The organism is Pseudomonas sp. 4CAES_32.4, assembly GCF_058136335.1.
Genome location: NZ_CM176882.1, coordinates 4,432,619 through 4,445,334, shown reverse-complemented (window position 1 = coordinate 4,445,334; position 12,716 = coordinate 4,432,619). Strand labels below are relative to the sequence as shown.

The following is a 12,716-nucleotide window of genomic DNA, read 5'->3' as shown; positions in this document are numbered from 1 at the left end:
GCACTTTTTCGCCGCCGGACCGTCTTACCTGCACGACTGTTGACCTGACTTGAGGTGTGAGTAATGAAAGCCTGGATCTGTGTACCGTTGATTGCCCTGGCACTGGCCGGTTGCGCGGGTAAAACCGCGTATCGCGACAGTTGCGGCAGCCAGCTCGATGCCGCGTGGCATGAACTGGATCTGGCCAAGGCCGAAGGCTTCGCCGGCACCGTCAGTTATTCCAAAGCCCTGTCGCTGTTGACCGCTGCGAAGACCCAACAGCAATTCGAAGGTTTTGAAGGTTGCAGCAGTAAAGCCGAAAAGGCGCGTTTCTACATTCGCGAATCCCGCGCCGGGCGCTAAGCTGCTGACCTGAAGCAAGGATGCCGGGTTCGCTTAACGCCGGACTCATCCTCGAAGCCATTTGAAACAGGAGCACGTGATGTCCGCGTTGGTTGATCGGTTGGTAGCTCATGTCCTCGGCCTGGAAGTGCGATTGCTGGCCTGTCAGGCCCGATTGACGGCGCGCACCGATCCCGAGGCCTTGCATGACCTGCGCACCACGGTGCGGCGCCTGCGCAGTCTGCTGCGACCGTTGCGCGGTTTGCCCGGTGTCGAACAACTGGAAGACGCCGCTTCGGCTGTCGGCCAACTGACCACGCCATGGCGGGATCGCGAAGTATTGGCGGCGTACTTGCTCAAGCATGATCAACCTGAAGCCGCGCAACGGCGCATGGCGCAAATGGCCGAGGCCTATCCGGCGCTGGCGGCGAGTGCCGAAGTGGCCGCGCTGTTGATGATTCTCGACGCCTTCCCACGTTTCCTGCGAGCCTCCCAGCGTCAAGGTTTGCTCAAGGGTTTGGGTAAACGCATCGAAAAACGCCTCGGCAAGCAGTGGCAGAAACTCGATGAGGCGCTGCACGATCCCGCCCACGACCGCCATCGCTTGCGTCTGCTGATCAAGCGCGTGCGTTATGGCATCGAGGCGTATCCCGAACTCGATCGTTTGCCGGAAGCGGCGCTGAAGCATTTGAAGTCTGCGCAAGGTGCGTTGGGCGACTGGCACGATTGCTGGCAGTGGCTGGCGAAGGCAGAGCTCGAAGCCGATCTGCAACCCTGCGTCGCCACCTGGCAGGCGACCATGGTCAGAGCCGAAAGCAAGGCTGATCGCGTGCTGGAAAAACTCAGCAGCACCTGCTTCAAATAATCCTCAAATCACCACCGTCCCTGTAGGAGTGAGCCTGCTCGCGATAGCGGTCTGACGGCCAACACGTTTGTTGAATGTCAGACTGCTATCGCGAGCAGGCTCACTCCTACAAGGGATCTTGTGTGTGGCGGATATCGGCGTAAGGCCTTTCTGTCAGCCCATTTGACCGGAATAGACGCTGCGGCGCCCTGCAGGTCTGGTTAAGATCCTTGCATTCATTTCTCGTTTCCCGAGGTTGCCATGCGCTTTAGCGATTTGCTCGATGCGGTCCGCCGCCAACCGGAACTGACGATTCCTGCCGAGTGGGGTCAGGGTCGCGCCAGTTTCGGTGGCCTGGTGGCGGCGCTGCAATACGAAGCCATGCGCGCGAAGGTGCCGGCGGAGCGCCCGGTGCGTTCGCTGGCGATCACCTTTGTCGGTCCGGTCGAGCCGGATGTCCCGGTGACCTTCGAGGTCGATGTATTGCGTGAAGGCAAGGCCGTCAGCCAAGTGCTGGGCCGGGCGCTGCAGAACGGTCAGGTGGTGACGATTGTTCAGGGCAGCTTTGGTGCGTCGCGCCCGTCTGAGGTTGCAGTCGAGGCGTATCCGGCGCCTGCAATGAAACACTGGGACGAGTGCCAGGAGTTGCCCTACATCAAAGGCGTGACCCCGGAATTCATGCGCCATCTGGCGATGCGCTGGAGCGTTGGCGGCATGCCGTTCACCGGCACGCCATCGCGACTGATGGGTGGCTGGGTGCGGTTGCGCGGGGATGTCAAAGAAGAGCCGGTCAACGAGGCGCATTTGCTGGCCCTGGTGGATGCATGGCCGCCCGCGCTGTTGCCGTATCTGAAGAAGCCTGCGCCTGGCAGCACGCTGACCTGGACCATCGAATTCGTTCAGCCGTTACACGATTTGAGCACGCTGGACTGGTGCCAATACCTGGCCGACATCGAATACGCAGCCGACGGCTACGGCCATGTCGCCGCCAAGTTGTGGAGCGCAGAGGGCGAGCTAATTGCGATGAGTCGCCAGACCGTCACGATCTTCGCCTGACTCAATGCCGACGGTGGCGCTCACGCCAGGCGCGCCACCAGCCGCCGCTGAGCACGAACCGTGGAAAAGTCAGAAACTGCTCGACCAGCAAGCGTGAAACCGCATCTTTGCGATCACTGAATGGCTCGGAGGCTTGCGCCTCCAGCCGGTGGCCGTGGCGCTGCAAGCCCAGCGCCGCGACGATGCCAATCACGCCGATCGCCACACTGGCCAGGCTCAGGCTGAACACCCCGGACACGATCAACAGAAACGCCACGATAAACAACGGCACGGCAATCAGGTGCAACACCAGATTGGTCGGGTGTTGATGATTACCCGGGTACGCGCGCCATTGCCACGCGGGAAGGTTGGGGTGACGTTTGCCCATGTTGAAGACTCCTCGATCCATGTTGAACACATGGTTGAAGAATAGGCCCGGGCGCGGAGGGCGGCGAATCAAGGTTGGCTATTGAGCTGATAGCGGCCATGTCTATTTTCGATGTTGAACCGACTGATGCCATCGCCAGCAGGGCTGGCTCCCACAGGAGATCTATGCGCCCCACAATTCCCCGGTGGGAGCTAGCCCTGCTAGCGATGACGGCCTCAAAGTTTCAACTGCCCAATCGCCTTGTTGAGTTCCCCAGCCAACGTCGCCAACTCATTACTCGTCGTCGCCGAATCCACTGTCTGCTGCACAGTGTTCTCGGTCACATCGCGAATGCTTACCACCGCCCGATTCATCTCCTCGGCGACCTGACTTTGCTGCTCCGCCGCCACGGCGATCTGCGTGTTGCTCTCGCGCATCTGCGCCACCGCGCCGGTGATTTCCGCCAACGCTTCGCCAGCCTCCTGCGCCTGCTGCACGCAATCGTCAGCCTTGTATGAACTCTCCTGCATGAAATCCACCGCATCGCGCGTGCCGGCCTGTAATGCCGAAACCATGGTGGTGATTTCATCGGTCGAGGTCTGCACGCGTTTGGCGAGGTTGCGCACTTCATCGGCGACCACCGCAAAGCCTCGGCCCATCTCCCCGGCGCGGGCGGCTTCGATGGCGGCGTTCAAGGCGAGCAGGTTGGTCTGTTCGGCGATGCTGTGAATCACGCTGACCACGCCGTTGATCTTCTGACTGTCCTCGGCCAGCCGTTGAATCATCTCGGCCGTCTGCTGCACGCCACTGGACAGTCCGGCGATCGAATGCTGCACGCGTGTGACAACCTGCTGGCCGCTGCCGGCAAGGGTGTCGGCGGTTTGCGACAGGTCGCGAGTGGCGCCGGCGTGCTGGGCAATGTGATAAACCGTGGCGGTCATTTCGTTGATCGCGGTGGCCGCCTGATCGGTTTCGCTCTGCTGACCGAGCATGCCGTGGCGCACCTCGTTCATGCTCGACGCCAGCCGCGCCGCGCCGACATCCAGTTGCCGCGCGGTGTTGGCAACCGTGGTGACCACGCGTTGATAACCGGCCTGCATCGCGTTAAACGCGTTGGCCATCTGCCCGACCTCGTCTTTGCCAGCCAGCGGCACCCGCGCGGAGAGGTCGCCGCTTTTCTCAACATGCAGCATCACGTCTTTCAACGTGTTGAGTTGGCTGAGCAGGAAACGTATCAGCAGTTGTGAAGCGCCAAGCATCGCCAGCATCAGGATAAACACCGCCACCGCGTAGTTGGCGAAACGCTCACTGAACACTTGGCTCAGACTCGGGCCGTAGGCGATTACGGCGACCTGTTGGCCATCGGCACGGCTGAACACTTCGGCACCGATCAGTGGATTTTCGCCAAGCAGGGGCAGGTGACTGATCTCGATCCAGCCCGTGCTGTCGGTGATTTCCAACAGCGGCTGATCATTGAGGCGCGGCGCTTCACCGCGTTTGAAGGTCAGCACTTGATCGGTTTTGGGCAGCGCTTGTCCACTTGGCCAGGCCTTGAGCAATTGCGCCTGGGCCTGCGCGGACGCTTGTGAGGCGTGACTGCGCGCTTGTTGTTCAAGTTGCACGGCGTACAGCACCAGCAACAGGGTGGTGACGAAGGCGACCGCGTTGACCGCCCAGAATTTGTATTTCAGCGAGATATTGCTAAGCCAGGCACCCATGGAGGTCTTCTCTGATAGCGGAAACAGTTTTGGCAAGGTGCCAGCATTGTGCCGCTATGCAGATCTGCGGATCTTGATGCACATCAAAAGAACACGCGTCCCCTGTGGCGGCTAGCCCTGCTAGCGATTAGGCCAACACAGCCAACATCTTCATGACCGACCCACCGCCATCGCCAGCAGGGCTGGCTCCCACCGGTATTGTGGGACGCCAACAATCTTGAACACACCGCAAACCCCGGTGGGAGCTAGCCCTGCTAGCGATTAGGCCAGCACAGCCAACATCTTCATGACTGACCCACCGCCATCGCCAGCAGGGCTGACTCCCACAGGTTTAGTGGCATGCCGGCAATTCAGGACACACCGCAAACCCCTGTGGGAGCTAGCCCTGCTAGCGATTGGGCCAGCACAGCCAACATCTTCATGACTGACCCACCGCCATCGCCAGCAGGGCTGGCTCCCATAGTAGAGTTTTGCTGTGTCAGGGGAGAGCCGGTAGGTTGTAGAACGCTCGGGCGCAAGCGGTGGTGTGCGCCGCCAGGACTTCTTCGGTTTCGCCGCGATGCAGCGCCACTTCGCGCAGTACTTCTGTCAGATACGCCGGCTCATTGCGGCCGTTCTTCGGTTTCGGTCGCAACGTTCGCGGCAGCAAGTACGGCGCATCGCTTTCGAGCATCAAGCGTCCGGGTTTGATCTCTTTTACCAGTGGATGCAAGTGCGTGCCCCGACGCTCGTCGCAGATCCAGCCGGTAATGCCGATGTGCAGATCCAGATCGAGGTAGCTGAACAAGGCTTTTTGCTCGCCAGTAAAGCAGTGCACCACGGCGGCGGGCAGTTGATCGCGGAAGTCTTTCAAGATTTCCAGCAGGCGCTGACTGGCATCACGTTCGTGCAGAAACACCGGCAACTGCAATTCAACGGCCATGGCCAAATGTTCTTCGAGGACTTTTTCCTGCTGTGGACGCGGGGAGAAATCGCGGTTGAAATCCAGCCCGCACTCACCCACGGCGACGACGTTGGTTTCCTTCAACAAACTGCGTAGGCGTCGCGCACTGTCGGCGTTCCAGTCACTGGCCGAATGCGGATGAATGCCGGCGGTGGCGAACAGTCGCTGGCCACTGTCATCGAGTTGCTGGCACAGCTCCAGAGCCTGCTCGCTGCCCTCGACGCTGGTGCCGGTCAGCACCAGTTGGCAGACCCCGGCAGCATAGGCGCGGTCGAGCACGGCCTGGTGTTTGTCGGCGAAACTTGGGTTGGTCAGGTTGACGCCGATATCGATGAGTTGCATGGTTGCTACCTCGGGCCGAAGGCCGGAAAGCATACCAGAGCTGTAGATTCATAAGAAAAGCCAAGAACTACAACGAGTTATAGCTGTCTCTTGATGCCGCGACGCAGCCCGGTTTGGCAAAGATGCCATCACTGTGCCAGTCTCTCGCACTTTGCCAGCGCTCATGGCGCTCTGTTTTCGTCGGTGATGTCCACCGTTCAGCGGTGAAATTACCCCGTATTCTTTCCGGAGAGTGGATGGTTCGTCCCTCGGTTTTGCTCCTGTTGTGTGGTTCGCTGCTCCTGCCGATGACGGCGGTCGCGCGCCTGCCCGGGCCGCTGCAAGCCGTGCCGGCCGCCAAAGTGCGCGACTTGTCGGAGATTCGCAGCAGTCGGGTGTTGCGCGTGTTGGTCAACCAGAGCCGCAACAGCTCCGGCGAAGTCCAGGGCCAGGCCATCGGCGTCGAATACCATCGCCTGCGCGCCTTCGAGCAATACCTCAATGGCCACGCCCGTGATGGCCAGGAAATCACCCTCAAGATCATTCCCAAGGCCAAGGATCAACTGCTCGGCGCGCTGCAGCGTGGCGAGGGTGATCTGGTCGCGCCGGGCGAGTTGCTCGATCTGCCCTCGGGTTATGCGGTGGCCAGTAGCGAACCGATCGCCAGCAACGTGCCGCTGGTGTTAGTCGGGATCAAGGGCGAGCGACGGTACACCAAGGTCGAACAACTCTCCGGCAAGACCTTGGCGTTGCCAACCGGCAGCGCGGCGGGGGAGGCGGTCAGTCAGCTCAACCAGAAACTTGCGTTGCACAAACTGGCGCCGATCAAGATCGAATGGGTCGATCCGACATTGGCCGTCGAAGATGTGTTGGAAATGGTGCAGGGCGGGATTTTTCACCTGACCATCGTTGAGCAACCGATTGCCGAACGCTGGGGCAAGATCCTGCCGAAATTGCGCTTTGACCGTCAGCTGATGATCAGCGAACCGGGCGAGGAATACTGGTTTGTGCGCCGCGATGCTTCGATGCTGCGCGCGAGCATTGATCGCTTCCTCGGCGGTTACAAGAAACCGTCGAACGAGGACGTAGCGTTTTTGCGCATCTATCGGCGCCTCTACCAAGTCCACTATCCATTGGCCAAGTCCGACCGACAGCGCCTGGAAAAACTGCGTCCGACCCTGCAAAAGCACGCGGATGCGCAGAACATGGATTGGCTGAATCTGGCAGCGCTGGCGTTCAAGGAATCCGCGCTGCAACCCAATGCGCGCAGTGGCAGCGGGCCGACCGGGCTGATGCAGATCACGCCTTCCGCGGCACAACGGGTGGGCGTCAACAATATCCAGAGTCTTGATGCGAATGTGCAGGCCGGGGCCAAGTACCTGGCGATGATTCGGCGCAAATTTTTCAACAGCCCCAAGCTCAACGAGCGTGAACGCATGGCCTTTACGCTGGCGGCCTACAACATCGGCCCGGAACGCGTGCAGGGCATGCGCGCGGAAGCCCGGCGGCGGGGGCTGAATCCTAACCAGTGGTTCTTCCAGGTCGAGCGTATTGCCATGGAGCAGGTGGGAATGGGGCCGGTCAGCTATGTTAATAGCGTGAACAAGTATTACTTGGCGTTCGACCGGGAGCGGGAGTCGTTGGAGCCCGGTAGGCAGAAAGTTGTCTCACGGAAATGATCTAATAATTTGATTGTTATGGCGAAATATTTGCGCTTTTAACATGAAATTTACTGATTAATATAGCGGCCAACCAACACACAACTTCTCGCAAAAACAAGGAATGCCCCATGAGCTCTCTGATCAACAAAGTACTCTTCACCCGCGCTGGCTACGGTTTGACCATCCTGCGCATCGCTGTCGGCGTAATCTTCGCGGCCCACGGTTCGCAAAAGCTTTTCGGTCTGTTCGGTGGTTATGGTCTGGCGGGCACCGCCCAGTATATGGACAGCATCGGTCTGCACCCGGGCTATCTGATGGCCACACTGGCCGGCGGTACCGAGTTCTTTGCTGGTCTGGCCTTGATCATCGGCCTGTTGGTGCGCCCGGCGGCGTTGGGCCTGACCTTTCTGTCGCTGGTAGCGATCTTCACCGTACACATCGGTAACGGTTTGTTTATGGCTAACAACGGTTATGAATTCGCTCTGGCCCTGCTCGGTGGCAGCCTCGCGGTGCTGATCGAGGGCGCTGGCAAGCTCTCGGTGGATCGCGCCATCGCCGGTTAACCGCTCTGGCTCAAGCAAAAGGCCCGCATTGTGCGGGCCTTTTTTGTTGCGGCTGATTCTTGACACTGATCGGTCACGTTCTCTAGGATGTTGCCCATGCGCCGATTTAAACAGCTACTTGCGGGGCGCCAGGTGACTTGAACAGTTGCCGTCAGAAGCCGCAACTGGGCTTCGAAATACCGCTAAAGCGCTGGTTCGGTGTTGCCTCTCACCTGCCATGCAGACTTTTGAGGCAGAGACACGACACGATGAATGCACTACGCCCTCTAGCACGTCCCGCGCCGATCACGGCACATATCACCCAGCGCAACCCGAAAATTCTTCTTGGCGGCAAACATCAGCCGACGCTATTGCGTTATCTCGATGGCTGGCCACGCCGCAGCGGCGGTCCTGCTGCATTCCTGATCCAGTTTGTCGAAGACGGCGAGTCGCTGGCGCGGTTCGCCAATGACAGCTTCGATCTGGCGGTGATTCAGTCGCCTAGCGCAGAAGATGCGCCGGAAATGATCAAGCAACTGACCCGCGTTGCGCGGCAGGGTTTGATCGCCCGCCGCTGATACGGTTTACGGATAGTCGATGGCGACGATGTAAACGAACTGCTCGCCAGTCGGCGTCTGCACTCGCACTTCAGCGTCCAGCGCCTTGCCGATCAAGGCGCGGGCCAGTGGCGAGTCGATGCTGATCAGACCTAGTTTCAGATCCAGTTCATCCGGGCCGACAATGCGGTAGCGCGACTGCTTGCCATCCTCGTCTTCGATGGTCACCCAGGCACCGAAGTAGACCTTGTTCGGATCGCTGGGTTTTTCGCTGACAACCTTCAGTGCTTCCAGACGCTTGGTCAGGAAGCGTACGCGGCTGTCGATCTCGCGCAGCATCTTTTTGCCGTAGGTGTACTCGGCGTTTTCCGAGCGATCACCTTGCGCCGCCGCCTCGCTGACCGACTGCGTCACCTGCGGGCGACGCACATGCCACAGCTCATGGAATTCGGCACGCATCCGCGCTTCACCCTCGGGGGTGATCAGCGCGGTGCCGGCGGTGCGGGGAGGGCGATAACGGCTCATGGCAACTTCTTGTGATTAAGACGGCTTGAGTCTATCAACCCTCGCGCAACACTGTCAGTGGGCTTGCATTCAGCGCCCGCCGTGTACCGAAAACGCCGGCCCCACCAATCAGCACTGCACCAATCAATGGCAGTACCAGCAGCCACGGATGCGGATGCCACGGCAGGTCAAAGGCGTAGCGATACAACACCAGGCTCACCACTTCCGAACCAATCGCCGCGAGCAGACCGCTGACCGCACCCAACAATCCAAACTCGATGCGCCGGGCCTTGATCAGCAACCGTCGTTCCGCACCCAGTGCGCGCAGTAATGCACCTTGGCGAATGCGCTCATCCAGCGTTGCTTGCAGGCCTGAGAACAGCACCGCCATCCCCGCCGCCAGAACAAACAACAACACATATTCCACGGCCAGGGTGACCTGGGCGAGGATGCTGCGCAGCTGTTCCAGAAGGGCTTCGACCTGCAGGATGGTCACCGCCGGGAAGGCTCGCGACAGCTCGACAATCTGCTGATCATGACCCGGTGCCAGATAAAAACTGGTCAGGTAGGTCGCCGGCAGATCCTTCAATGTGCCTGGCTGGAAGATCATGAAGAAATTCGGCTGGAAGTTGTCCCAGTTGATCTCGCGCAGGCTGGTGACCTTCGCCTCACGATTGACCCCACCGACGTTGAACACCATGTGATCGCCGAGTTTGAGCTTGAGGCTTTCGGCGACTTTGCCTTCCACTGAAACACCCGGCACGTCATCGGTCGGTTGATCCTTCCACCATTCACCGGCGGTGAGCTTGTTGCCGGCCGGCAAGTCCGCCGCCCAGGTCAGGCTCAAATCACGCTGAATCGCACGATCACCGGCCGAATCCTTGCTGACGATTTGTTGCACCGGATCGCCGTTGATGCTGATCAGCCGTCCCGGCACGACCGGATAGAGTGGCGCGGCTTGCGCAGAGACATTGATCAGGTGATCGGCAAAGGCCTGTTTGTCTGCCGGCAGGATGTTCAGGGCGAAGTAGTTCGGCGCGTTTTTCGGCAACTGGTTTTGCCAGGTGTCGAGTAGCTCACCGCGCAGCAAAGCGATCAGGGCCATCGACAGCAGAATCAAACCGAATGCCAGCGATTGCCCTGCCGCCGCCAATGGATGACGCAGCAGTTGGCCCAGACCCAGGCGCCACGGCAGCGAAGCGCGAGCGAGCATTCGTCGCAGACTTTGCAGCAGCAACAACAGCAAACCGCCCAAGACCAGCGCCGCGATCACGCCGCCGCCGAGCAGGGCAAAGGTCAGCAGCAGGTCCAGGCTCAGGCGCCACATGATCAGGCCAAGTGCGCCCAGTGCCGCGCCGTACACCATCCAGGTGCTCGACGGGATGGGCAGCATGTCGCGACGCAACACGCGCAGCGGCGGCACTCGGCCCAGTGCAGCGAGGGGCGGCAAGGCAAACCCGGCCAATGCCACCAGCCCGGTGCCGATCCCGGCAATGGCCGGAAACAGGCCGCCCGGCGGCACATCGCTCGGCAACAGATCATGCAGCAGTGCGAACAGCCCCAGTTGCGCCAGCCAGCCGAGCAACGCGCCGCTAAGCGCGGCGATCAGCCCGAGTACGGTCAGTTGGATACTGAACAGCAGCATGGTTTCCCGGCGTGACAAACCGAGGCAACGCAACAGCGCACTGGCGTCGAAACGCCGGCTGGCGAAACGGTTCGCTGACAACGCCACGGCCACACCGGCCAGCAACACCGCAACCAGACTGGCCATGTTCAGATAACGCTCGGCTTTGCCCAGTGCACCGCCAATTTGCCGATTGCCATCGCGGGCGTCCTGAATGCGTTGGTTGGCCGCGAGTCCGGGTTTGATCAGTTGCCGATAGGTTTCCAGCGCCTGCGGTTCGCCGCGCCACAATTCGCGATAACTCACCCGGCTGCCGGGTTGCACCACGCCGGTGGCGGCGAGGTCGTCGAGGTTGATCATGACTCTTGGCGTGAGGCTATAAAAGTTGCCGGCGCGATCGGGTTCGTAAGTCAGTACGCGGGTCAGCTTCAGCGTCTTCATGCCGACATCGATGCTGTCGCCGATCTTCAAATCCAGCGCCGTCAGCAGACGCGCCTCGACCCAGGCTTCGCCCGGTTGCGGTTCGCCGCCGACGTCTTCAGCCGCGAAGGGCGCTGGCGCGCTCTTCAGTTCGCCACGCAAGGGGTACGCGCGGTCGACAGCCTTGATGCTCGACAGCTGAATGCCGTTGTCGGTGGCGATGACACTGGAGAACTCCACCACTTGCGCATGGCTCAGGCGTAATTCGGTGCCGCTCTTGATCTGTTCTTCGCGGGCCGGCGAACTGCCTTCGAGGACCAGATCGGCACCCAGAAACTCGGTGGCGCGCAAGGTCATGGCGCCGTTGAGGCGAGCGCCGAAATAACCGATGGCGGTACTCGCTGCCACCGCCACGACCAAGGCGAAAAACAACACGCGCAATTCACCGGCGCGGGCGTCGCGCAACAGTTGGCGAATGGCGAGACTGAACAGACGCAACAGCGGCAGACGTGCCATCAAGGCTCCAGAGGGGCGACCAACAGCCCGGCTTCAAGACGGATCAGGCGCCGGCAGCGATGGGCCAGGCGTTCGTCGTGGGTCACCAGCACCAGGGTGGTGCCGCGTTCCTTGTTCAATTCGAAGAGCAGGTCGCTGATGCGCTCGCCAGTGTGGCTGTCGAGGTTGCCGGTGGGTTCATCGGCGAATAGCACGTCTGGCTCAGCAGCAAAGGCGCGGGCAATCGCCACACGCTGTTGCTCGCCGCCGGAGAGTTGCCGTGGCGAATGCGTGAGGCGCTGACCGAGGCCGACGCGCTGGAGCAGTTCAGTGGCGCGTTCGCGGGCGTCTTTGCGGCCGTCGAGTTCCAGCGGAAGCATGACGTTCTCCAGCGCATTGAGGCTGTCGAGCAACTGAAACGATTGAAAGACGAAGCCGACATGCTCCGCGCGAATGCGTGCGCGCTGGTCTTCATCAAGATTGCTCAGGCCTTGCCCGGCGAGGGTGACTTCGCCGCTGCTTGGCAGGTCGAGGCCGGCGAGCAGACCGAGGAGGGTGGATTTGCCGGAACCGGACGCGCCAACGATGGCCAGGCTGTCGCCCTTGTTCAGTTCCAGGCTGAGTTCGTGCAGGATAGTCAGTTCACCTTCCGCGCTGGGAACCACTTTGCTGAGGTTCTTCGCGGTGAGAATGCTTGCGCCCATGGAGAATCCGATGCGAGTGTGGTTTTTGAGTGCTGGCCTGGCCTTGATGTGCATGGCCCAGAACGCAGCGGCGGGTACTGTCCTGATCGTTGGCGATAGTATCAGCGCCGGTTTCGGACTGGATACCCGCTTGGGGTGGGTGTCGTTGCTCGAACAACGGCTCAAACAGGAGGGTTTCGACGACAAAGTGGTCAATGCCTCCATCAGCGGCGACACCAGTGCCGGAGGCCAGGCGCGCCTGCCGGCGCTGCTTGCAGAGCATAAGCCGGAGCTGGTGATCCTCGAACTCGGGGGTAACGATGGCCTGCGCGGAATGCCGCCAACGCAATTGCAACAAAATCTTGCCTCGATGATCGACAGCTCCCGCCAAAGCGGTGCCAAGGTCTTGTTGCTCGGCATGCAACTGCCGCCTAACTACGGCAAGCGCTACACCGATGCTTTCGCCGAGGTTTACGGCAAACTCGCCGACGACAAAAAGATCCCCCTGGTACCGTTTTTCCTCGACGGCGTTGGTGGTCATCCGGACCTGATGCAGGCCGATGGTCTGCACCCGGCAGCCGGGGCTCAGGGCAAGTTGCTGGAAAATGTCTGGCCGACGCTAAAACCGCTGTTATGAGGCTTTTCTATGGGCAGGCTTTCGGCTAATGTGGCGCCCCCTTA

13 protein-coding genes are annotated in these 12,716 nt (G+C 60.6%); 7 read left to right on the top strand and 6 right to left on the bottom strand.

The window, feature by feature from the left end; translation table 11 throughout:
• Window positions 1-63 precede the first annotated feature (63 nt).
• The 3 genes from AC3Y64_RS19935 to AC3Y64_RS19925 all read left to right on the top strand — a co-directional run bounded on the left by AC3Y64_RS19935 (window position 64) and on the right by AC3Y64_RS19925 (window position 2,221).
• On the top strand, window positions 64-342 hold the full coding sequence (locus AC3Y64_RS19935; protein WP_129394926.1) for a hypothetical protein: 279 nt from the start codon (window positions 64-66) through the stop codon (window positions 340-342).
• A gap of 79 nt (window positions 343-421) precedes the next feature.
• Window positions 422-1,186 carry a CHAD domain-containing protein gene (locus tag AC3Y64_RS19930; protein ID WP_489984993.1) on the top strand — a complete coding sequence of 255 codons (765 nt, stop codon included), beginning with the start codon at window positions 422-424 and terminating at the stop codon, window positions 1,184-1,186.
• A 240-nt stretch (window positions 1,187-1,426) separates the two neighbouring features.
• On the top strand, window positions 1,427-2,221 hold the full coding sequence (locus AC3Y64_RS19925) for an acyl-CoA thioesterase (RefSeq protein ID WP_489984992.1): 795 nt from the start codon (window positions 1,427-1,429) through the stop codon (window positions 2,219-2,221).
• 1 nt (window position 2,222) lies between these two features.
• Here the strand turns inward: AC3Y64_RS19925 and AC3Y64_RS19920 are convergent, their stop codons facing one another.
• The 3 genes from AC3Y64_RS19920 to AC3Y64_RS19910 all read right to left on the bottom strand — a co-directional run bounded on the left by AC3Y64_RS19920 (window position 2,223) and on the right by AC3Y64_RS19910 (window position 5,570).
• On the bottom strand, window positions 2,223-2,588 hold the full coding sequence (locus tag AC3Y64_RS19920; protein ID WP_158957167.1) for a DUF962 domain-containing protein: 366 nt from the start codon (window positions 2,586-2,588) through the stop codon (window positions 2,223-2,225).
• A 215-nt stretch (window positions 2,589-2,803) separates the two neighbouring features.
• Window positions 2,804-4,285 carry a methyl-accepting chemotaxis protein gene (locus tag AC3Y64_RS19915; RefSeq protein ID WP_489984991.1) on the bottom strand — a complete coding sequence of 494 codons (1,482 nt, stop codon included), beginning with the start codon at window positions 4,283-4,285 and terminating at the stop codon, window positions 2,804-2,806.
• Window positions 4,286-4,763: 478 nt separating this feature from the next.
• Entirely contained in the window at window positions 4,764-5,570 is an 807-nt protein-coding gene (locus AC3Y64_RS19910; protein WP_489984990.1) for a TatD family hydrolase, read from the bottom strand.
• Between the two features lie 236 nt (window positions 5,571-5,806).
• Here AC3Y64_RS19910 and AC3Y64_RS19905 point away from each other — a divergent pair, with 236 nt between their 5' ends.
• The 3 genes from AC3Y64_RS19905 (at window position 5,807) to AC3Y64_RS19895 (ending at window position 8,330) form a co-directional block, all read left to right on the top strand.
• Window positions 5,807-7,228, top strand: coding sequence for an MltF family protein (locus AC3Y64_RS19905; RefSeq protein WP_489984989.1), 1,422 nt, complete (start codon window positions 5,807-5,809; stop codon window positions 7,226-7,228).
• 110 nt (window positions 7,229-7,338) lie between these two features.
• The gene (locus tag AC3Y64_RS19900) at window positions 7,339-7,773 is read left to right on the top strand and encodes a DoxX family protein (protein ID WP_489984988.1); all 435 of its coding nucleotides are present in this window, start codon (window positions 7,339-7,341) and stop codon (window positions 7,771-7,773) included.
• A gap of 248 nt (window positions 7,774-8,021) precedes the next feature.
• Window positions 8,022-8,330 carry a class I SAM-dependent methyltransferase gene (locus tag AC3Y64_RS19895; protein ID WP_489984987.1) on the top strand — a complete coding sequence of 103 codons (309 nt, stop codon included), beginning with the start codon at window positions 8,022-8,024 and terminating at the stop codon, window positions 8,328-8,330.
• 6 nt (window positions 8,331-8,336) lie between these two features.
• Here the strand turns inward: AC3Y64_RS19895 and greB are convergent, their stop codons facing one another.
• The 3 genes from greB to AC3Y64_RS19880 are packed head-to-tail and all read right to left on the bottom strand — an operon-like array spanning window position 8,337 to window position 12,056.
• Entirely contained in the window at window positions 8,337-8,834 is a 498-nt protein-coding gene (gene greB / locus AC3Y64_RS19890) for a transcription elongation factor GreB (protein WP_003226818.1), read from the bottom strand.
• A gap of 34 nt (window positions 8,835-8,868) precedes the next feature.
• Entirely contained in the window at window positions 8,869-11,373 is a 2,505-nt protein-coding gene (locus tag AC3Y64_RS19885; protein WP_489984986.1) for an ABC transporter permease, read from the bottom strand.
• Window positions 11,373-12,056: an ABC transporter ATP-binding protein gene (locus AC3Y64_RS19880; protein ID WP_007939984.1), complete on the bottom strand. Its 684-nt coding sequence runs from the start codon at window positions 12,054-12,056 to the stop codon at window positions 11,373-11,375. The genes AC3Y64_RS19885 and AC3Y64_RS19880 overlap by 1 nt, the downstream gene beginning before the upstream one ends.
• A gap of 10 nt (window positions 12,057-12,066) precedes the next feature.
• On the opposite strand from AC3Y64_RS19880, the gene AC3Y64_RS19875 reads away from it, so the two are divergent.
• Window positions 12,067-12,672 carry an arylesterase gene (locus AC3Y64_RS19875; protein WP_016985507.1) on the top strand — a complete coding sequence of 202 codons (606 nt, stop codon included), beginning with the start codon at window positions 12,067-12,069 and terminating at the stop codon, window positions 12,670-12,672.
• Window positions 12,673-12,716 lie beyond the last annotated feature (44 nt).